Source organism: Mycolicibacterium sp. Y3 (assembly GCF_051188035.1).
In the GTDB taxonomy this organism is placed as follows: domain Bacteria; phylum Actinomycetota; class Actinomycetes; order Mycobacteriales; family Mycobacteriaceae; genus Mycobacterium; species Mycobacterium fluoranthenivorans.
Genome location: NZ_JAVQLT010000001.1, coordinates 2,402,410 through 2,421,737, shown reverse-complemented (window position 1 = coordinate 2,421,737; position 19,328 = coordinate 2,402,410). Strand labels below are relative to the sequence as shown.

General features: G+C 67.9%; 19 protein-coding genes and 1 tRNA gene. 8 read left to right on the top strand and 12 right to left on the bottom strand.

What is annotated here, in order from left to right; translation table 11 throughout:
• Positions 1 to 308: 308 nt before the first annotated feature.
• Positions 309 to 1,061, top strand: a complete 753-nt coding sequence (locus QN239_RS11840) for an enoyl-CoA hydratase (RefSeq protein WP_499010497.1) — start codon at positions 309 to 311, stop codon at positions 1,059 to 1,061.
• On the opposite strand, the gene QN239_RS11835 is transcribed toward QN239_RS11840, so the two are convergent.
• The 8 genes from QN239_RS11835 to QN239_RS11800 form a co-directional block, all read right to left on the bottom strand.
• Positions 1,062 to 2,264, bottom strand: a complete 1,203-nt coding sequence (locus tag QN239_RS11835) for a dihydrolipoamide acetyltransferase family protein (protein WP_499010496.1) — start codon at positions 2,262 to 2,264, stop codon at positions 1,062 to 1,064. It abuts the gene before it with no gap.
• Positions 2,261 to 3,298: an alpha-ketoacid dehydrogenase subunit beta gene (locus QN239_RS11830; RefSeq protein ID WP_499010494.1), complete on the bottom strand. Its 1,038-nt coding sequence runs from the start codon at positions 3,296 to 3,298 to the stop codon at positions 2,261 to 2,263. The genes QN239_RS11835 and QN239_RS11830 overlap by 4 nt, the downstream gene beginning before the upstream one ends.
• Positions 3,299 to 3,324: 26 nt before the next feature.
• The gene (gene pdhA / locus QN239_RS11825; protein WP_499010492.1) at positions 3,325 to 4,392 is read right to left on the bottom strand and encodes a pyruvate dehydrogenase (acetyl-transferring) E1 component subunit alpha; all 1,068 of its coding nucleotides are present in this window, start codon (positions 4,390 to 4,392) and stop codon (positions 3,325 to 3,327) included.
• 254 nt (positions 4,393 to 4,646) lie between these two features.
• Positions 4,647 to 5,450 (bottom strand): HpcH/HpaI aldolase/citrate lyase family protein, encoded by an 804-nt coding sequence (locus QN239_RS11820; protein ID WP_499010491.1) that lies wholly within the window; start codon positions 5,448 to 5,450, stop codon positions 4,647 to 4,649.
• Positions 5,450 to 5,947, bottom strand: a complete 498-nt coding sequence (locus QN239_RS11815) for a MaoC family dehydratase (protein ID WP_499010489.1) — start codon at positions 5,945 to 5,947, stop codon at positions 5,450 to 5,452. The genes QN239_RS11820 and QN239_RS11815 overlap by 1 nt, the downstream gene beginning before the upstream one ends.
• The gene (locus QN239_RS11810) at positions 5,944 to 7,107 is read right to left on the bottom strand and encodes an acyl-CoA dehydrogenase family protein (RefSeq protein ID WP_499010488.1); all 1,164 of its coding nucleotides are present in this window, start codon (positions 7,105 to 7,107) and stop codon (positions 5,944 to 5,946) included. The genes QN239_RS11815 and QN239_RS11810 overlap by 4 nt, the downstream gene beginning before the upstream one ends.
• Positions 7,104 to 9,119 carry an ATP-binding protein gene (locus QN239_RS11805; RefSeq protein WP_499010486.1) on the bottom strand — a complete coding sequence of 672 codons (2,016 nt, stop codon included), beginning with the start codon at positions 9,117 to 9,119 and terminating at the stop codon, positions 7,104 to 7,106. Before QN239_RS11805 ends, QN239_RS11810 begins: the two co-directional genes overlap by 4 nt.
• 5 nt (positions 9,120 to 9,124) lie before the next feature.
• Positions 9,125 to 10,663, bottom strand: coding sequence for a carboxyl transferase domain-containing protein (locus tag QN239_RS11800; protein WP_499010483.1), 1,539 nt, complete (start codon positions 10,661 to 10,663; stop codon positions 9,125 to 9,127).
• Between the two features lie 92 nt (positions 10,664 to 10,755).
• On the opposite strand from QN239_RS11800, the gene QN239_RS11795 reads away from it, so the two are divergent.
• Positions 10,756 to 11,346 (top strand): SACE_7040 family transcriptional regulator, encoded by a 591-nt coding sequence (locus QN239_RS11795; RefSeq protein WP_499010480.1) that lies wholly within the window; start codon positions 10,756 to 10,758, stop codon positions 11,344 to 11,346.
• A 78-nt stretch (positions 11,347 to 11,424) separates the two neighbouring features.
• Complete coding sequence (locus tag QN239_RS11790) at positions 11,425 to 12,201, top strand: MmpS family transport accessory protein (protein WP_499010477.1); 777 nt, start codon at positions 11,425 to 11,427, stop codon at positions 12,199 to 12,201.
• Here QN239_RS11790 and QN239_RS11785 read toward each other — a convergent pair.
• Positions 12,169 to 13,503, bottom strand: a complete 1,335-nt coding sequence (locus tag QN239_RS11785) for an MFS transporter (RefSeq protein ID WP_499010476.1) — start codon at positions 13,501 to 13,503, stop codon at positions 12,169 to 12,171. The genes QN239_RS11790 and QN239_RS11785 overlap by 33 nt on opposite strands.
• A 33-nt stretch (positions 13,504 to 13,536) precedes the next feature.
• Between QN239_RS11785 and cmrA the strand changes: the two genes are divergently transcribed.
• Complete coding sequence (gene cmrA / locus QN239_RS11780; RefSeq protein ID WP_499010474.1) at positions 13,537 to 14,343, top strand: mycolate reductase; 807 nt, start codon at positions 13,537 to 13,539, stop codon at positions 14,341 to 14,343.
• A gap of 49 nt (positions 14,344 to 14,392) precedes the next feature.
• Here cmrA and QN239_RS11775 read toward each other — a convergent pair whose 3' ends face one another.
• Positions 14,393 to 15,979 carry a helicase HerA-like domain-containing protein gene (locus QN239_RS11775; RefSeq protein WP_499010471.1) on the bottom strand — a complete coding sequence of 529 codons (1,587 nt, stop codon included), beginning with the start codon at positions 15,977 to 15,979 and terminating at the stop codon, positions 14,393 to 14,395.
• Positions 15,980 to 16,059: 80 nt separating this feature from the next.
• On the opposite strand from QN239_RS11775, the gene orn reads away from it, so the two are divergent.
• Both orn and QN239_RS11765 read left to right on the top strand, forming a co-directional pair.
• On the top strand, positions 16,060 to 16,707 hold the full coding sequence (gene orn, locus QN239_RS11770; protein ID WP_499010470.1) for an oligoribonuclease: 648 nt from the start codon (positions 16,060 to 16,062) through the stop codon (positions 16,705 to 16,707).
• A 28-nt stretch (positions 16,708 to 16,735) separates the two neighbouring features.
• A tRNA-His gene (locus QN239_RS11765) sits at positions 16,736 to 16,808 on the top strand.
• Between the two features lie 133 nt (positions 16,809 to 16,941).
• Here QN239_RS11765 and QN239_RS11760 read toward each other — a convergent pair.
• Positions 16,942 to 17,709, bottom strand: coding sequence for an SDR family oxidoreductase (locus QN239_RS11760; RefSeq protein ID WP_499010468.1), 768 nt, complete (start codon positions 17,707 to 17,709; stop codon positions 16,942 to 16,944).
• Positions 17,710 to 17,810: 101 nt separating this feature from the next.
• On the opposite strand from QN239_RS11760, the gene QN239_RS11755 reads away from it, so the two are divergent.
• Both QN239_RS11755 and QN239_RS11750 read left to right on the top strand, forming a co-directional pair.
• On the top strand, positions 17,811 to 18,500 hold the full coding sequence (locus QN239_RS11755; protein ID WP_499010466.1) for a DUF899 domain-containing protein: 690 nt from the start codon (positions 17,811 to 17,813) through the stop codon (positions 18,498 to 18,500).
• A complete protein-coding gene (locus tag QN239_RS11750; RefSeq protein WP_499010465.1) occupies positions 18,497 to 18,964 on the top strand; it encodes an SRPBCC family protein in 468 nt (155 codons plus the stop codon). Before QN239_RS11755 ends, QN239_RS11750 begins: the two co-directional genes overlap by 4 nt.
• Here the strand turns inward: QN239_RS11750 and QN239_RS11745 are convergent.
• Positions 18,957 to 19,322, bottom strand: coding sequence for a nuclear transport factor 2 family protein (locus QN239_RS11745; protein WP_499010463.1), 366 nt, complete (start codon positions 19,320 to 19,322; stop codon positions 18,957 to 18,959). The genes QN239_RS11750 and QN239_RS11745 overlap by 8 nt on opposite strands.
• Between the last annotated feature and the right edge of the window lie 6 nt (positions 19,323 to 19,328).

The following is a 19,328-nucleotide window of genomic DNA, read 5'->3' as shown; positions in this document are numbered from 1 at the left end:
TTCACCATCGGCTGCGCGTCCGCGGTCGCGCTGAGCGCGAGCGAGGGCGAGCACAACGCGACCGTCGCAACAATGCTGACGGTCAACCGATTCGACTTACTACGCATGTTCTCCCCAAGTCCGTATTTGACGCCGGAGTCAAGGTTGAAGGTAAGTCCCACCTGTGTAATTTCCATGTTCGACAGATTCGACGGTTACCGATCCGATACGAAGGCGAGCTGACGCTGTGACAGTGCTGCGAACGCCCTCCTACGCCGGCGCGAAAGGCCGCTGACGGCGCCCGGTCGACACGGTCGTAGCCTGAGCCCATGTCCGATCTCGTGCTTGTCGACATTGCCGATCGCGTCGCCACCATCACCGTCAACGACCCCGACCGGCGCAACGCGGTGACCGCCGACATCTCACGCGCCCTGCGCGCCGCCGTGTCGGCGGCCGAAGCCGATGCGGATGTGCATGCCGTGATCGTGACCGGCGCGGGCAAGGCGTTCTGTGCAGGCGCGGACCTGACCGCCCTCGGAGCAGCCGCCGAAGACGGCCTGCGGGTGATCTACGACGGGTTCCTCGCCGTCGCCAACTGCACACTGCCCACGATCGCCGCGGTCAACGGCGCGGCGGTCGGCGCCGGCCTCAACCTCGCGCTGGCCGCCGATGTGCGCATCGCCGGTCCCGCAGCACTGTTCGACCCTCGCTTCCAGAAGCTGGGCATCCACCCGGGCGGCGGCGCCACCTGGATGCTGCAGCGCGGTGTCGGCCCCCAGGTGGCTCGTGCCGCACTGCTTTTCGGCAAGCGTTTCGATGCCCAGGAGGCGGTGCGCTACGGTCTGGCGCTCGAGCTGGCCGACGATCCGGTGGCCGCCGCCCGCGAGCTCGCCGCCGGCCCGGCCGGTGCACCGCGCGAGGTGGTACTCGCCACCAAGAAGTCCATGCGGGCCACCACCAACCCGGGGTTCCTCGATACCGACCAGCACGCGCTGGCGGTGGATATCGAGATCACGCCGCAGGCACGCTCGATCGAGTCACCCGAATTTCAAAGCCGGCTGGCCGCCGCCAAGAACAGGTGACTACAGGTCGGCCAGCGCCAGTTCCGGCGTCTCGACCAACTGCATGAGCTCGCGGAGGAACTCCGCCACCTGCGCCCCGTCGGCGATTCGATGGTCGAACGCCACGGTCAGCGACATCGTCGGGCGCGCCACCACAGCGCCGTCGACCACCACCGCCCGCGGCTTCAGCGAACCCATCCCCAGGATGGCCGCCTCCGGATAGTTGATCACCGGCACACCTTCGTCCAAGCCCAGCGCACCGAAGTTCGACACCGTGAACGTCGATCCCGTCAGCTCGGCCGGGCGCAGGCTCCGGCCGCGGGCTCCCTCGATCAGCCGGGTCACCTCGGCGGCCAGTGACCGCGTGGTTCGGGTCTGCGCGTCGGTGACGACGGGCACCAGCAGGCCGCGCGTCGTGGCCACCCCGACACCGAGATGGACCGACTGATGCCGATGCAGGCGCGGACCGTCCGCGGTGTCCACCCAGGTCGAGTTCATCAGCGGGTGATTCCGCAACGCCACCGTCAGCAGACGCAGCGTCAGTACGAACGGGGTGACCTGCAATCGCTCGGCCACCCGCAGCAGCGCCGTCCCGTCGACCACGACGGTGGCATGCGCATCGGGAATCTTGGTGCGCGACAAGGTCATCCGCTTGGCCATCTCGACCTGCACACCATTGGGCGCCACGATCTCGGGGTGCGTCGTCACCGCCAGCACGTCTTGGCGGGTGACGACGCCGTTGCGGCCCGTCGGCGCGACAGAACTCAGGTCGACGCCCGACTCGCGGGCCAATTTCCGGGTGGACGGTTTGGCCCGGGCCCGCCGGGACCTGTCCAGTTGGTCGTCTGCGCCCGAACCCACCAGCACCGCGCCCGACGATTCCCCGGCGCTTCGCTCGCTCGCCGGTGGTGGCGGCGGCGGCCCGTCGCTTTGCTCGCCTGCCGGTCCCGATTCCCCGTCGCTTCGCTCGCCTGCCGGCCCGTCGAACCGCACCAGCAACGCACCGACATCGAGCGTGTCACCGACGTCGCCGCCCAGTTCGGTCACCCGTCCCGCGTAGGGACTGGGGATCTCCACCTCGGCCTTGGCGGTCTCCAGCGTGCACAGCACCTGGTTCAACTCGACCACCTCGTCGACCGACACGGACCACCCGGTGATCGTGGCGTCCTCCAGGCCCTCGCCGAGATCGGGTACCCGGAACTCGAGAACCTGCGCATTCGTCACTGTGTCATCGCCCTCTCGATGCAGTCGAGCAACCGGTCCACACCCGGCAGCCACAACTTCTCCAGCCGGGCCGGTGGGTAGGGGGTGTCGAATCCGGTGGCCCGCAACACCGGTGCCTCCAGGTCATAGAACAGTTCCTCGGACAACCGGGCGGCCAGTTCGGCGCCGAAGCCCAAGGTGCGGGGACCCTCGTGCATCACCACGCAGCGCCCGGTCCTGCGCACCGATTCGGCGATGGTGTCGAAATCAAGGGGATTCAGCGTGCGCAGATCGACCACCTCCACGCTGCAGCCCTGGTCGGCGGCGATCTCGGCGGCGTTGCACGCGACATCCACCAGTCCGCCGTAGGTGACCACCGTGATGTCCTCGCCCGGCCGGCGGATGGCCGCCCGCCCGAACGGCAGGGGCGGCACCTCGGTGTCCACCGAGCCGCGCGTCCAGTACCGGCGCTTGGGCTCCAGATAGATCACCGGGTCCCGGGAGCTGATCGATTGGCGCAGCAGCCAATACGCATCCGACGGCGTGGACGGCACCGCCACCTTCAGGCCGGCGGTGTGCAGCCACCAACTCTCGGTGGATTCCGAATGATGTTCCACCGCACCGATTCCCCCGAACGACGGGATGCGCAGGGTGACGGCCATCTGCACGTCACCGTGGGTACGCATTCGGTACTTGGCCAGCTGGCTGACGATCTGATCGAAGGCGGGCGCCGAGAATCCGTCGAACTGGAGTTCGGGCACCGGCACGAACCCACGTAGCGCCATCCCGATCGAGATGCCGATGATCGCGGATTCGGCCAGCGGAGTATCGAAACACCGTTGCTGACCGAAGGTTTCGGCCAGTCCTTCGGTGACCCGGAACACCCCGCCCAAGCGCGCGACATCTTCACCGAAGACGAGCACCCGGTCATCGGCGGCCATCGCGTCATGCAGCCCGAGATTGATCGCCTGCGCCATGGACAGGGTCAGCAGGGACGGCCGGGGTTCGGGGGTGTCGTCACCGTGCGTCGGCGGTCGCTCGATGATCTGTGTCATTTCGCTCCTTCCGTGCGCGGCGTCATCTAGGACTCCTTTCCGAGCTCGACGAGTAACTCGTCGCGCTGCCGGGCCAGTTCCGGCGTGATGTCGTGGTAGACGGTGTCGAACACCTCCGCGATATCAGGGTCTGGGGTGCCGATCACCGCGTCACGCAGATCCGTACGCATCCGCGCCGCCCTGCCCGCGACCCGTTCGGAGAGCCGGTCGGTCAGCACACCGGCCGACCGCAGGTAAGTGGCATACCGGGCGATCGGGTCCCGCCCCGCCCACTCCTCGACGTCGGAGTCGGCGCGGTACCGGGTGGGATCGTCGGAGGTGGTGTGCGGCCCCATCCGGTAGGTGATCGCTTCGATGAACGTCGGGCCACCACCCTCGCGGGCCCGCTGCGCGGCCTCGGACATCACCGCAAAGCACGCCAGGACATCGTTGCCGTCCACCCGCACCGCGGGCACACCGTAGCCCGCGGCCCGGTGCGCGAGCGATGTCGCACCATGCTGGTGGCTGACCGGGGTGGAGATGGCGATCTGGTTGTTCTGGATGAAGAACACGACGGGCACCCGGTATACCGACGCGAAATTCAGCGCCTCGTGCGCGTCGCCTTCGGAGGTGGCACCGTCCCCCATGAACAACGCGGTCACCGAGTCCTCACCGAGGCGCTGGGCGGCCATCGCCGCGCCGACCGCGTGCGGGGCGTGGGCACCCATCTGGATGGAGATCGGTGCACAGTTCTTGTCGGTGAAGGAGGTGCCGCCGTGCCACGATCCGCGCCACACCGAGCCCACTTGAGCGGGCGTGATCCCTCTCGCGAGAAAAACGCCGAGCTCGCGGTATTGCGGAAACAACCAATCCGTCTTGCGCAGGCACGCTGCCGCACCCACCTGGGCGGCCTCCTGGCCGCGGCAGGACGCGTACAGCGCCAGCTCACCCTGACGTTGCAGATTGATGAGCTCGATATCGATCTCGCGGGTCAGCACCATCAGCTCGTAGAGCCAGCTCAGTGTTTCCGCTGGCAGGTCACGCCGGTACCGCTCCTCGGACGTGGCGGAGCCGTCGGCGGCAACCAACCGCACGGGCTCGAAATCATCCGCCATACCGCCTCCTTCAGGTGACTGCATGTTAGGCCGTCAGCCCACGGGGTGCTCAGTACTGTGACGGTCGGCCAGACCCACGGGATGACAGGGTACCGGCGAACTCCAGCCGGGAGGTGCTGTTGACCCGACGTTCCGTTCTGTCCATCGCAGTACTGGGCTAGCTACCAGTATGCGCCGGAATCAGCGTCGGCCCCCGGGACCGCCGGTCACGCATTCCAAGCGTGTCGGAACGTTCGGGGTTGCCCGGCCAATAGTCAGAGCGGCGGCGCCAGCGCGACGATCCGCTCGGCACGCCGCAGTACCGGCGCGTCGACCATCGTGCCGTCGAAGGCGAAGGCGCCCCGCTGGTCGGCCGCGGCGGCCAATACCTGTCGCGCCCAGCCGACCTGCTCGGCCGACGGGGCGTAACCGTCCCGGATCACCGGTACCTGGTTCGGATGCAGCGCCACCTTGATGTCGAAGCCGACGGCCACCGCGTCATCGGTCTCCCGGCGCAAGCCGTCGAGATCCTTGATGTCGATGTACACCGAATCCAGCGCCAGCTTGCCGAATGCCTTGGCCGCCAGCAGTGACTGCGACCGGACATGGTCGGCCACCCCGCGGTAGGTGCCGTCCGGGAAACGGTTGGCCGTCCCGCCCAACGACCCGAAGAGGTCCTCCGCACCCCACATCACGCCGACGGTGTTGGACACGGCAGCGGTCTCGGTGACCTTCAGCGCACCGAGCGGGGTCTCGATGATCAGCACCACGTCCAGCGGCGCCAGCGCGCTCACCTGCTCGGCGGCCTCACATTTGGGCAGCATGACGGTGGTGTAGCCGGTGCGCTTGAGCGCTTCCAGGTCCAGCCGCTGATCCTCGCTGCCGTGCGGGTTGATCCGGACGACGGTGCGCGCGGGATCCAACGGAGTGTTCACCACCGCCTCGCGGGCCGTGGGCTTGTCGCCGGCGCCGTCTTCCAGATCGAGGATGACGATATCGGCGGACGCCGCGGCCTTCGCGAAACGTTCCGGACGATCGGCCGGGCAGAAGATCCACGCCGGTCCGACGTTGTCGAGCACTAGGCCTCCTGAGGCTTCTTGCGGACCATGGTCTTACGCGAAGCGGTGGCGACGACATCGCCGTGTTGGTTGCGCCCGGTGTGAGCGAACGTGACGATACCTTCGCCCGGGCGGCTCTTGGACTCGCGCTTCTCGACGACCTCGGATTCCGCATACAGCGTGTCACCGTGGAACAGCGGTTTCGGGAAGGCGATCTCGGAGAAACCGAGGTTACCGACGATGGTGCCCTGGGTGAGCTGCGTGACCGACAACCCGACCAGGGTGGACAGGGTGAACATCGAGTTCACCAACCGCTGATGGAACGGGGGCAGCGCATCCGAGAACGCCGCATCCAGATGCAGTGCCTGGGTGTTCATGGTCAACGTGGTGAACAGGACGTTGTCGGCTTCGGTGATGGTGCGACCGGGCCGGTGCAGGTACAGCACGCCGGTCTCGAACTCCTCGTACCAGAGGCCGCGCTGCTCGACGACTTTCCTGGGGCCGGTCTCTCCCGTCACAGGCCGAGCTCCCGCCCGATCAGCATGAGCTGCACTTCGGTTGTCCCTTCGCCGATCTCGAGGATCTTGGAGTCCCGGTAGTGCCGAGCGACGGAGTATTCGTTCATGAAGCCGTAGCCGCCGAAGATCTGGGTGGCATCGCGGGAGTTGTCCATCGCGGCCTCGCTGGCGACCATCTTGGCCACCGACGCGGCCTTCTTGAACGGCTTGCCGGACAGCATCAGTGCGGCCGCGTCGTAGTAGGCGGTGCGGGCGACGTGTGCACGGGCCTCCATCCGGGCGATCTTGAAGGCGATGGCCTGGTAGGTGCCGATCTTGGCGCCGAACGCCTCCCGCTCGTGCGCGTACTTCACGCATTCGTCCACGCAACCCTGCGCCGCGCCGACCGACAGCGCGGCGATGGCGATCCGGCCCTCGTCGAGGATGCGCAGGAAATTGGCGTAGCCGCGGCCCCGCTCACCGAGCAGATTCTCGGCCGGCACCCGGACGTCGTCGAAGCTGAGCGGGTGGGTGTCCGACGCATTCCAGCCGACCTTGTTGTAGGCGGGCTCTGCGGTGAAACCCTCGGTGGGCACCGGCACCAGGATGGACGAGATCTCCTTCCTACCGCCGGCGGCTTCGCCCGTGACCGCCGTGACCGTCACCAGCTTGGTGATATCGGTCCCCGAGTTGGTGATGAACTGCTTGGAGCCGTTGATCACCCAGTCGCCGCCGTCGAGCTTCGCGGTGGTCTTGGTGGCGCCGGCGTCACTGCCGCCACCGGCTTCGGTCAACCCGAACGCGCCCAGCGCCTTACCGCTGGCCAGCAGCGGCAGCCATTCCTGCTTCTGGGCTTCGTTGCCGAAGCGGTAGACCGGCATCGCACCGAGGGACACGCCGGCCTCCAGAGTGATCGCCACGCTCTGGTCGACCTTGCCGAGTTCCTCCAACGCCAGGCACAGCGCGAAGTAGTCGCCGCCCATGCCGCCGTACTCCTCGGGGAACGGCAGCCCGAACAGGCCCATCTCCGCCATCCCGGCCACCACCTCGTACGGGAACGAGTGCTCCTCGTCGTGTTTGGCGGCCACCGGGGCGACGACACTCTGGGCGAAGTCGCGGACGGTCTTGGCCAGTTGCGCGTACTCGTCCGGCAGGCCCCCGGTGGACAGAAAATCCGTCATTGCTCGGTCTCCTTGATTGCAGCGATGATTCGGGCCAGTGGCTGGCCCACCTTGACCTGGTCGCCGACGGCGACGAGAAGTTCGACGACACCGTCCACCGGTGCGGACAACGCGTGTTCCATCTTCATGGCCTCGACGGTCACCACGACGGCGCCGGTGGCCACCGTCGCCCCGTCCTGGACACCCAACGCGACCACCGCACCTGGCATGGGGCTGAGCAGTTCGGCGTCGCCGGAGTGTTCGTCCTCGGGCCGCACCGGCGCTTCGCGCACCTCGTCCACCATCACGGTGCCGGCCGGCCCGGCCAGCCAGATCTGGGTGCCGTCGGCGGCCACGACGTATTCGGTGCGCAGCCCGTCGATAGTGACGGTCAGCTCACGTCCGGCCAAACCGGCTGTCAGCGAATAGGTTCCACCGTCCTCGACGACCGCAGTACAGCTTTTGGGAGTTCCGGTGATCCGCACGTGATCGACCCGCTCGCCCGCACGCAGCCGGAACACACTCGGCGCCCGCTCCCCCGTGCGCCAGCCCGACGGCACCGACCAGAGGTTGTCGTCGGCGGCCGCCCAATGCCGCAACCACTGGTAGGCAGCCACGGCGATCAGCTCGCCGTCGCCGGCGGGCGCAGGCGCGTAATCCGGCAGCCGGCGGTCCAACAGGCCGGTATCCAACTGTCCGGCAACCACATCCGCATCGGCCAGCAGGAAGCGCAGGAAGTCGATATTCGTGGTGACACCCAGCACGGCGGTCCGGGCCAGCGCCTGGTCCAGGCCGCGCAGCGCACCAGCCCGATCATCTGCGTGGGCGATGATCTTGGCGAGCATCGGGTCGTAGTCGCTGCCGACGACGGTGCCCGCGTAGATCCCCGAGTCGACTCGCACTGTGCTAATCCCCCGGTCGCTGCGCTCCAGCCCGCCGGTACCGGGCTCCACCACATCGAGCACCGTGCCGCCGGTGGGCAGGAAGCCGTTGGCCGGATCCTCGGAGTACACCCGGGCCTCGATGGCGTGCCCCGTCAGCGTGACCTCATCCTGGCTCAACGGCAGCTTCTCCCCCGCGGCGATCCGCACCTGCAGTTCGACCAGGTCGACACCGGTGACCAGTTCGGTGACCGGGTGTTCCACCTGCAGCCGGGTGTTCATCTCCATGAAGAAGAACTCGTCGGGCCGGTCGGCCGACACGATGAACTCGACCGTGCCTGCGCCGGTGTAGTCGACGCTGCGGGCGGTGTTGCACGCCGCCTCGCCGATCCGGGCCCGGGTGGCCGCGTCCAGCAGCGGAGAAGGCGCCTCCTCGATAACCTTCTGGTGCCGCCGTTGCAGACTGCACTCCCGTTCACCGAGATGGATGATGTTGCCGTGCCCGTCGGCGAGCACCTGGACCTCGATATGGCGGGGCCGCAACACGAATCGCTCCAGGAACAGCGTGTCGTCACCGAAGGCCGAGGCGGCTTCGCGGCGGGCACTGACCAACGCGGCAGGAAGTTCATCTGCGGAGTGCACCACCCGCATACCCTTGCCGCCGCCACCGGCGGACGGCTTGACCAGGACGGGGAATCCCACGTCGGGGGCGCCGGAGATCAGGTCGTCATCGGTGAGACCGGGCCGCGAGATGCCCGGAACCACCGGCACCCCGAACGCCGAGACCGCCGCCTTGGCCGCGATCTTGTCACCCATGGTACCGATCGCCCCGACCGGCGGCCCGATGAACACGACGCCCGCCGCGTGCAGGGCCGCGGCGAAATCGGCGTTCTCGGCGAGGAATCCGTACCCGGGGTGCACCGCCTGGGCGCCGGTGCGGACGGCGGCGCCGACGATGGCGTCGATGTCGAGGTAGCTCTGCCGGGCGGCGGCCGGGCCGATGCGCAAGGCGACATCGGCCTCGGCGACGTGGCGGGCGCCGGCGTCGGGGTCGCTGTAGACCGCGACCGAGCGGATCCCCATGGCGCGCAGCGTGCGGATGACGCGGACCGCGATCTCACCGCGGTTAGCAACGAGGACTGTGCTGAACATGTGCCTCACATCCTGAACACGCCGTAGGACACCGGCTCCAGCGGAGCCTGTGCGACAACTGACAGGGCAAGTCCGACAACGGTTCTGGTATCGGCCGGGTCGATGACCCCGTCATCCCAGAGCCGGGCGGTCGAATAGTACGGGTTGCCCTGGTGCTCGTACTGGTCACGGATCGGCGCCTTGAACGCCTCCTCCTGCTCGGGGGTCATGTCCCCACGCACGGTGGCCAGCACCGACGCGGCCTGCTCGCCGCCCATCACCGAGATCCGGGCATTGGGCCACATCCACAGGAAGCGCGGCGAATACGCCCGCCCGCACATGGAGTAGTTGCCCGCACCGTAGGAGCCGCCGATCACCACGGTCAGCTTCGGCACCCGCGCACAGGCCACGGCGGTCACCATCTTGGCGCCGTGTTTGGCGATACCGCCGGCCTCGTAGTCGCGGCCCACCATGAAGCCCGCGATGTTCTGCAGGAACAACAACGGGGTGTTGCGCTTATCGCAGAGTTCGATGAAATGCGCACCCTTGACCGCGGATTCGCCGAAGAGCACCCCGTTGTTGGCGATGATCCCGACGGGGTGGCCGTGGATGCGGGCGAAGCCGGTGACCAGCGTGGTGCCGTATTCGGCCTTGAACTCCGCGAATTCGCCGCCGTCGACGATGCGGGTGACGACCTCGTGCACGTCGTAGGGCACCTTGGAATCCACCGGGACGACGTCGTAGAGCTCGGTCTGGTCGGCCACCGCGTCGACCACCGGGCGCACCTGCCACGGCGGATCCAGCCGCGGCCCGAATGTGGATATGATCCGGCGCACGATGCGCAGCGCGTCGCGGTCGTCATGCGCCAAATGGTCGGTGACACCGGAGGTCTTGGAATGCAGGTCGCCACCGCCGAGTTCCTCTGCGGTGACGATCTCGCCGGTGGCGGCCTTCACCAGCGGCGGCCCGCCCAGGAAGATGGTGCCCTGGTTGCGCACGATGACGGCTTCGTCGCTCATCGCCGGCACATAGGCGCCGCCGGCGGTGCACGAGCCGAGCACCGCGGCGATCTGCGGGATACCCGCCGCGCTCATCGTGGCCTGGTTGAAGAAGATCCGGCCGAAATGTTCGCGATCGGGGAACACCTCGTCCTGACGCGGCAGGAAAGCGCCACCGGAATCCACCAGATAGATGCACGGCAGCCGGTTCTGGGCGGCGATCTCTTGTGCGCGAAGGTGTTTCTTGACCGTGATCGGGTAGTAGGTGCCACCCTTCACGGTGGCGTCATTGGCCACGATCATGCATTCGCGCCCCGACACCCGCCCGATGCCCGCGATCATCCCCGCCCCCGGGCAGTCGCCGTCATACATACCGTCGGCGGCCAGCGGAGCGATGTCGAGGAAGGGGCTCCCGGTGTCGAGCAGACCGTCGACCCGGTCCCGGGGAAGCAGTTTGCCGCGGCTGACATGCCGCTCACGCGCCTTCTCGGAGCCGCCCAACGCGGCCGCGGCCAGCTTTGTGCGCAACTCACCCACCAGGGCGAGGTGCGCGTCGCGATGTGCCATCGCTGAACCCATTTCAGTTGAGTTAATGACGACTAACTCGTAGTATGTTAATCACGATTAACCCAAATGTCTACCGTCGGATCGAGGTGCGCATGACCAGCGAGACCCCGCGCAGCAGAGCCAAGTCCGACCGCCGTGATCAATTGATCGCCGCCGCGGAACGACTGATCGCCGAGCACGGCTACCTCGCGGTGCGCCTGGAGGACATCGGCGCGGCGGCCGGGGTCAGCGGTCCCGCCATCTACCGGCACTTCCCGAACAAGGAGGCGTTGCTGGTGGAACTCCTGGTCGGGATCAGCACCCGGCTACTGAACGGGGCCACCGACGTCGTCACCGCCAACCCGCTGCCCCAGGACGCACTGAACGGGTTGATCGACTTCCACCTCGACTTCGCCCTCGGCGAATCCGACCTCATCCGCATCCAGGACCGCGACCTGTCGCACCTGCCGGCCCAAGCCAAACGTCAGGTCCGCAAGGCCCAGCGACAGTACGTGGAGATCTGGGTCGACGTGCTGCGCCGGCTCGACGGCTCCCTCGACGAAGCCGACGCCAGGCTGATGGCCCAGGCGGTGTTCGGGCTGCTCAACTCGACCCCGCACAGCGTCAAGACACCCAGCCTCACCCATAGCTCCCGAGCGGTGCTGCGGGCGATGACGGTAGCCGCGCTCGGGTCGTCGCGATAGTTGCTGTGACCAACGCGGTGGGACCGCGAGGCGGCGCACCGCCAGACCGCGCGGGTACCCTGCAGCCATGAGGTGGGCATGACCAATTCACCACGCGGCGATGAGCCGACCCAGAGCTTTTCTGGCCGGCTAGACGGCCGGCCTGGCGACGCTTACTCCGGCTACCCCGGACACTCCGGCTACCCCGATCCCGCTTACGCCGGGCCGACCCCCTACGGCCCGCGTCCCACCGAACCGATCCCCGCATACCCGGCGTACGACCCGGCCTACGCGACCAACCAGTACTACGGCGCACCGCCCCCACCGCCCGGCGGTCCGACGCCGCCCGAGGGACCGCGGACCCCGCGATGGCTGTGGGTCGTCGCGGCGATCGCCATCATCGTCGTCCTCGGGCTGGTCATCGCGCTGGTGATCGTCAACAGCTCCCAGCAGGACACGGTCGTGGCGCCGGTGCCCTCGCTGTCCGAGCCGGCCGCCACGCCCACCCCGTCGACCACCCGCCGGCCCAGCACCACCAGCACCACCGCGCCATCGCTGGCGCCCTTGCCGTCGACCAGTGCGCCCACCACCTCGGGGACCGAGCCCGGTGTCACCGAGACCGTCGTCTACAACGTCAGCGGCACGGGCCGGGCGATCAACATCACCTACGTCGACACCGGCGGCGTACTGCAGACCGAGTTCAACGTGATGCTGCCGTGGAGCAAGCAGGTGGATTTGGCCAAACCCGCCAAGGGTTCGGCGAGCGTCAGCATCATCAACGTCGGCCGCGAGGTGAGCTGCTCGATCAGCATCGACGGCGCCCAGGTGCAGCAGCGCAGCGGGTCAGGGCTGACGATCTGCAGCCCGATCGGCTAGATCCGTCGGGCGGTGCGCGGGGGTACGCACGCCCAGCATCAGCACCAGACCGAGAACCAGCACCACACACAGCCCGCCCATACCCGCGCGGTCGCTGTCGAACACATCGATGAACAGGGCGAACAACGCCGGCGCCAGGAAGGTCGCCGCCCGGCCGGTCATGGTGTAGAGGCCGAACGCCACACCCTCCTTGCCCTCATTCGAGATCCGCAGCATCTGGGTGCGCGCCGCCGAGAGCGTCGGCCCGACGAACAGGCACAGCAGGAGCCCGCACACCCAGAACGCCAGCGGGCCCGAGAGCGTCAAAAGCGTCACCGCGACGACGATCATGAGGCTCAGTGCCCCGACGATCACCGGTTTGGCGCCGATGCGGTCATCGAGCCAACCGCCGGCCACAGCCCCTGCGGCGGCGACCAGGCAGGCGCACACGCCGAACAACAGCACCGTCGCCGACGAGATGCCGTACACATTGACCCCGAGCACCGCACCGAAGGTGAACACCCCCGTCAGCCCGTCCCGGAACACCGCACTGGCGATCAGGTAGTAGACGACGTTGCGATCGCGGTGCCACTCCCCTTTCACCTCCGCCCACAGCGTGCGGTAGGCGGTCACCACGCCGACCGGCCGGTGTGCATCGTCCGGGGGCGGCGCGGGCGCCCTGGTCAGCAGCGGCACCGCGAACGCCGCGAACCACACGGCCGTCAGCACCATCGCCGCCCTGACGTTCTGGCCATCGTCGTGGGGCAGGCCCAGCAGGCCGCCGTCCCCGGCGATGAAACCGACGTAGACGATCAGCAGCAGCGCGACACTGCCGCCGTAACCGACCGCCAGGCCCGCACCGGAGACGCGGCCGGCGTTCTTCGGTGTGGTCAGCTGGCTGAGCATCGCGTTGTACGGCACCGTCGCCAGGTCATTGCACGCCGCCGTCATGGCCAGCAGTGCCAGACCCGCCCACAGATAGTGATAGTCCGCGCGGATCATGCTCATCGACGCCACCAGGGCCACCACGACGGCAGTGAGCAGCACGAGCGCGCGGCGGCGGCGATGCGCCGCGTCGACCCAGATACCGGTCACCGGCGCCAGCAGCGCCACGATGATGCCGGCGATGGTCAGTGCCCGGCCCAGCCAGCTGGCCGGGGTGGTGTCCCCGGGCAGGTCCTTGCCGACCGCGCTGGTCAGGTAGACCGAAAAGACGAATGTCACGACGATCGCGTTGACGCCGGTGGCGCCGCAGTCGTACAAGACCCAGGACAACACGTGCGATCGCCGCGCCCCGCGAGGCTCCGAGACGGGGCTGCTCATGGTCGTCACCCTATAAGTCCTTACGATTTCGGCATGCCCGTACCCGCACCACATCCTGACGCCCGCGCGGTCGTCACCGGCGCCTCGCAGGGCATCGGTGAAGCCCTGGCCGCCGAATTGGCCGCCCGCGGCCACCACCTGATCATCACCGCCCGCCGCGGCGAGGTGCTGGCCGAAGTCGCCGACCGGCTGACTCAGCGCTACGGCGTCACCGTCGAGGTGCGCGCCGTTGACCTCGCCGACCCGGCCGCGCGCGACGTGCTGTGCCAGGAGCTGGCCGGCCGCAACATCTCGGTACTGTGCGCCAATGCCGGCACCGCCACCTTCGGCCCGGTGGCCAAGCTGGATCCGGCCGGTGAGAAGGCCCAGGTTCAGCTCAATGCCCTTGCCGTGCACGACCTTTGCCTTGCCGTGCTGCCGGGCATGCTGGAGCGCAAGGCCGGCGGCATCCTGATCTCCGGATCGGCTGCCGGCAACTCGCCGATCCCCAACAACGCCACCTATGCGGCGACCAAGGCGTTCGCGAACACCTTCAGCGAATCGTTGCGCGGCGAGCTCAAGGGCACCGGGGTGAATGTCACGCTGCTCGCCCCGGGGCCGGTGCGCACCGACCTGCCCGACGAGACCGAACGGTCCCTCGTCGAACGGTTGATTCCCGACTTCCTGTGGATCAACACCGAGTACACCGCCAAGCTGTCCCTTGATGGCTTGGAGCACAACAAGATGCGCATCGTGCCCGGCCTGACCTCCAAGGCCATGTCGGTGGCCAGCGGCTACGCCCCGCGCGCGATCGTCACCCCGATCGTCGGCGCGGTGTACAAGAAACTCGGCGGCGACTGAGCGATTTCGGCGCGCTCACGTTCGCTCAGCGAGCGCCAGCGCGCCGAAATCACCGCCTGCGGCGGCCCGTCCCGAAGATGCTGCGGGTGATCTCGCGGCCGATGACGGTGCCGGCCGAGCGCATCGCGCTCTTGAAGGCCGGGCTGGCCATCATCTTGTCGAACATGCCCGGCTCGGCGGCGTTGCGTGCGGTCGAGGTGCCCTCGGTTTCCGCCCCGCCGGTGTAGACGGGCGGGGGCAGCTGATCGGCGGGTGCCGGCGCGGGTGCCGGTGGAGGTGCCAGCCGTGCGTTGAGCCGCTCATACGCCGACTCCCGATCGATCGTCTGCCCGTAGGTGCCCTGCAGCGGGCTGGCCAGTGCCGCGGCCTTGATCGCGTCGGGGCCGATGGTGTCCATCAGCGACCGCGGCGCCCGCATCCGGGTCCACGCCACCGGGGTCGGCGCGCCGCGTTCGGAGAGCACGGTGACGATCGCCTCGCCGATACCCAGTGAGGTCAGCGCCTCCTCCAGGTCGTACACCGTGGTCTTCGGATAGGTCCGGACCGTCTTGGTGAGCGCCTTCTGGTCATCGGGGGTGAAGGCACGCAGCGCGTGCTGCACCCGGGCACCCAGCTGGGAGAGCACGTTGTTGGGCACATCGGTGGGCAACTGCGTGCAGAAGAACACCCCGACGCCCTTGGAGCGGATCAGTTTGACGGTCTGCTCGACCTGCTCCAGGAACGCCTTGGACGCGTCGGTGAACAGCAGGTGCGCCTCGTCGAAGAAGAACACCAGTTTCGGTTTGTCGACGTCACCGACCTCGGGCAGCGTGGTGAACAGGTCGGCGAGCACCCACATCAGGAAGGTGGAGAACATCACCGGGCGGGCGGCCTGCGCGCCCAGTTCCAGCAGCGAGATGATGCCGCGGCCCTGGGCGTCCAGCCGGATCAGGTCCTTGGGCTCCAGCTCGGGCTCGCCGAAGAACGTGTCCGCGCCCTCGGCCTCCAGGTTGACCAACGCCCGCAGGATCACGCCGGCCGTGGTCGGCGACACCGCGCCCAGCGCCTTCAGCTCGGGCTTGCCCTCGTCACTGGTCAGGAATTGGATGACGGCGCGCAGGTCCTTCAGGTCCAGCAGCGACAGCCCCTTCTGGTCGGCCCAGTGGAAGATCAGACCGAGGGTGGATTCCTGGGTTGCGTTGAGCCCCAAGACTTTCGACAGCAAGATCGGCCCGAAGCTGGTGATCGTCGCACGCACCGGCACCCCGATACCCTCGGTGCCCAGGGACAGGAACTCCACCGGGAACGCCGTCGGCGCCCAGTCGTCGCCGGTGTCCTTGGCGCGCTGGGCGGTCTTGTCACTGACCTCCCCCGGTCGCGAGAGCCCCGACAGGTCGCCCTTCACGTCGGCCATCAGCACCGGCACCCCGGCCGCGGACAGCTGCTCGGCCATCACCTGCAACGACTTCGTCTTGCCGGTTCCGGTCGCACCGGCGATCAGGCCGTGCCGGTTGACCGTGGCCAGCGGGATGCGCACCAGCGCGCTCGGATCGACGACACCGTCGACGACCACGGTCCCGAGCTCGAGTGCTTGTCCCTCAACGGCGTAACCTGCGGCGATCTGCTGTGCGGGGGTTGCGGTCGAATCTGAGGTCATGGGCAGACACTACTGAACCAGGCCCCAAACGGGTGGGTGCGGGCAGCTGATGGGCGCCGGTACGCATACTGTGGATCGCTGTGCGTGAAGAACTGGTCTGGATCGACTGTGAGATGACGGGGCTGGACCTCAAGTCCGACCGCCTCATCGAGATAGCGGCACTGGTCACCGATGCCGACCTGAACATCCTCGGCGAGGGCATCGACGTGGTCATCCACGCCGACGAGGACGCCCTCTCAGGCATGGTCGACGTGGTAGCCAAGATGCACTCCTCCTCGGGACTCGACAAAGAGGTGCTGGCCTCGACGATCGACATCCCGACCGCGGAGAAGCTGGTGCTGGACTACATCCGCGACCACGTCAAGCAGGCCAAGACCGCGCCGCTGTGCGGCAACTCGATCGCCACCGACCGCGGCTTCATCGCCCGGGACATGCCCGCGCTCGACGAGTATCTGCACTACCGGATGATCGACGTGAGCTCCATCAAGGAACTGTGCCGCCGCTGGTACCCGCGGATCTACTTCGGGCAGCCCGAGAAGGGTCTGGCGCATCGCGCACTGGCCGATATCCACGAGTCGATCCGCGAGCTGAAGTACTACCGCGGTACCGCATTTGTCGCCCCTCCCGGGCCCTCCACCAGCGAAATCGCGGCGGTCGCGGCCGAGCTGGGCCCTCCGAAGCCCGACACTCGGGAAACCGATTCGGCTGTCGAGCACCCGAGCGGCTAGTATCTACAGCGCCGCTTACGCGGCAATGGTGGCTGTAGTTCAGTTGGTAGAGCACCAGGTTGTGATCCTGGCTGTCGCGGGTTCGAGTCCCGTCAGCCACCCGAGTACCGGGAACGCCGTCTACGCAAGTAGGCGGCGTTCTTGGTTTGCGGAGCACCGCTGCACCAGGTGAGGACAACCCAGCACGATGGCATCACTTATGTGTCTAAGTGATGCTTAACCGAGCCGCTGACCTCAGTTCGCCGCAGGCACCTTCTTGATCCGCGGCGAGAGCTGCACGAATTCCGGTACCACACTGGGATTCTCGTGCGCCGTGAGCACCAAGGACAACAGCGTGTTCGCGACGTCGTCGAGCGCGGCCATCCGGGCCGGCAGCTGCCCGTGCTCCACCCAGGACTCGAACAGCTGGGCCAGCAGATCACGGTCGGCGCCGCGCAGGATCTCGGTGCCCTCGGTCGGACAGATGCCGACGCGCACCAACGACAGGTCAGGATGCTCGTTGCGCCACGAGTGCAGAATCTCGTCCAGCGCCGCCTTACTGGCGTTGTAGGCAGCCACGCCGGCGCGCGGGCGTCCGACGTCATGACTGGAGGCGATCAGCACCACCCCGTCCTCGGACAGGTGCGGCCGCACGGCGCGCAACACGTTGTTGGCCCCGAGTGCGTTGACGCTGAAGGCATGTACCCAGGTGGCGACATCGGTGTCCTCGATATGTGCCAGCGGCGCCACGGTGCTGGTGAACACCACCGCGTCCAGTCCGCCGAGTGCCTGCACTGCGGCGCCGACGACCGAGGTGATGGCCGCCGTGTCCTCGATGTCGAGTTCGAACGCCGAGCCACCGACCTCCTCGGCCAGGCTGCTCAACAGCTCCAGACGCCGCGCCGCCACAGCGACGGTGGCGCCGCGGCCGGCGGCGCTGGTCGCCACGGCGTGGCCGATACCCGACGATGCCCCCACCACCAACAGTCGCAACCCGGCCGCATCGGCACGATGACCGCTCATCCCCACCCTCATTCCTTCGGTTAGGCGACCCTAAGACAGCCGCGGTTGCACCGGACAGTACCTGTGCGATGAGTTCCGGTTGTCGCGTGGGTCAACACCGCATGACGCTTTCAGCCAAACCACCGGTCGCCGACCCCCAGACCTGGCGCGCCGCCCTGGACGAGTTGCGGATCCGCGAGAAGGCCGCCACCCGCGAACTCGACGCCATTGCCGCCGCACGCCGGCGACTGCCGATGGTCGAGTTACCCAAGTACGTCCTGATCGGCGAGGACGGCCCGGTGTGCCTGGCCGAGGTGTTCGACGGCCGCTCGCAGCTGATCACCTATCACCACATGTGGACCGACGGCGCCCAGTGGCAGTGCGGCGGCTGCACCGGGTTCACCTCGCAGTTCACCCGGCTGGAGTTCCTGGACAGCTACGACGCCCGGTTCGTCATCGTCACCAACGGCCCCATCGAGGAAGCCCTCGCCTACAAGAAGCGGGTCGGCAACAAGATGACCTGGTACTCCTCCTCGGAGTCCACCTTCGGCGCGGATGTCGACGCGGGGCCCGGGGAAGGCTTCGGGGTGAACGTCTTCCTGCGCGACGGCGACACCGTCTACCGCACCTGGCACACCAACGGTCGCGGCACCGAGCAGCTCAGCCACAGCTTCGCGCTGATCGACCTGCTGCCGTTCGGCCGCCAGGAGGAGTGGCTCGACTCGCCGGACGGCTGGCCGTCTCGGCCCACGTACTCGGGCTGGCTGGACAGCCCGGAAATCGCCCGCATCTACGGAGAGGACCCGCAATGACCGACCAGCGCTACGTCGTCACCCGCACCATCCCGGTATCCCCGAGCACGGTCTTCGCGCTGCTCAGCGATCCGGCGCGACACCGCGACACCGAACCCGGTGACTGGGTGCGCGACGCGATCGATCCGCGGATCATCACCGGCACCGGCCAGATCTTCGCGATCAACATGTTCTTCGAGCAGGCCGGTGGGCCCTATGTCATGCACAACCTGGTCGACGCGTTCGAGCCGGACCGCACCATCGGCTGGCGGCCAGGCCAGCTCGACGATGCGGGAAAGCTGGCCGAGGGTGGCTGGTGGTGGCGCTATGACCTGTCGCCCAACGGGGACGGCACCGACGTCACGCTCACCTACGACTGGACGGGGACGTCACAGGAGTTCCGGGACCAGGTCGGCGGCATGCCCGTCTTCGGGGTCGAGTTCATCGACGAATCGCTTGCCGCCCTGGAACTTTCGGTTACGTAGCCGGCGCGACGGGCACCTTGTCGAGGAAGCCGAGGACGGCGGCGATCCGGCCGTCGTCGTCGGTGGACAGCACATCGAACCCGACCACCACCGGCTCGGCGCCACTGGGGCCCAGGCCCCACTGGAAACGAGCGTGCCGGTGATGGGTGTCGGGCCCGCTCACCAAAGTGAAGACGAATCCCGGGAATTGGGCGTGCACGGCGTCGATCGCCGCCGAGATCCCGTCGTGGCCACGCACCTCGGCCAGCGGATCGATATAGGTGGCACCCGGCGCCCAGTGCTGGTCCAGCAGCGTCCGGCGCGCGGCCGCATCGATGGCGTTCCAGGTGTCCAGATAGGCAGTGACGGTGTCGGTCATGGCGAC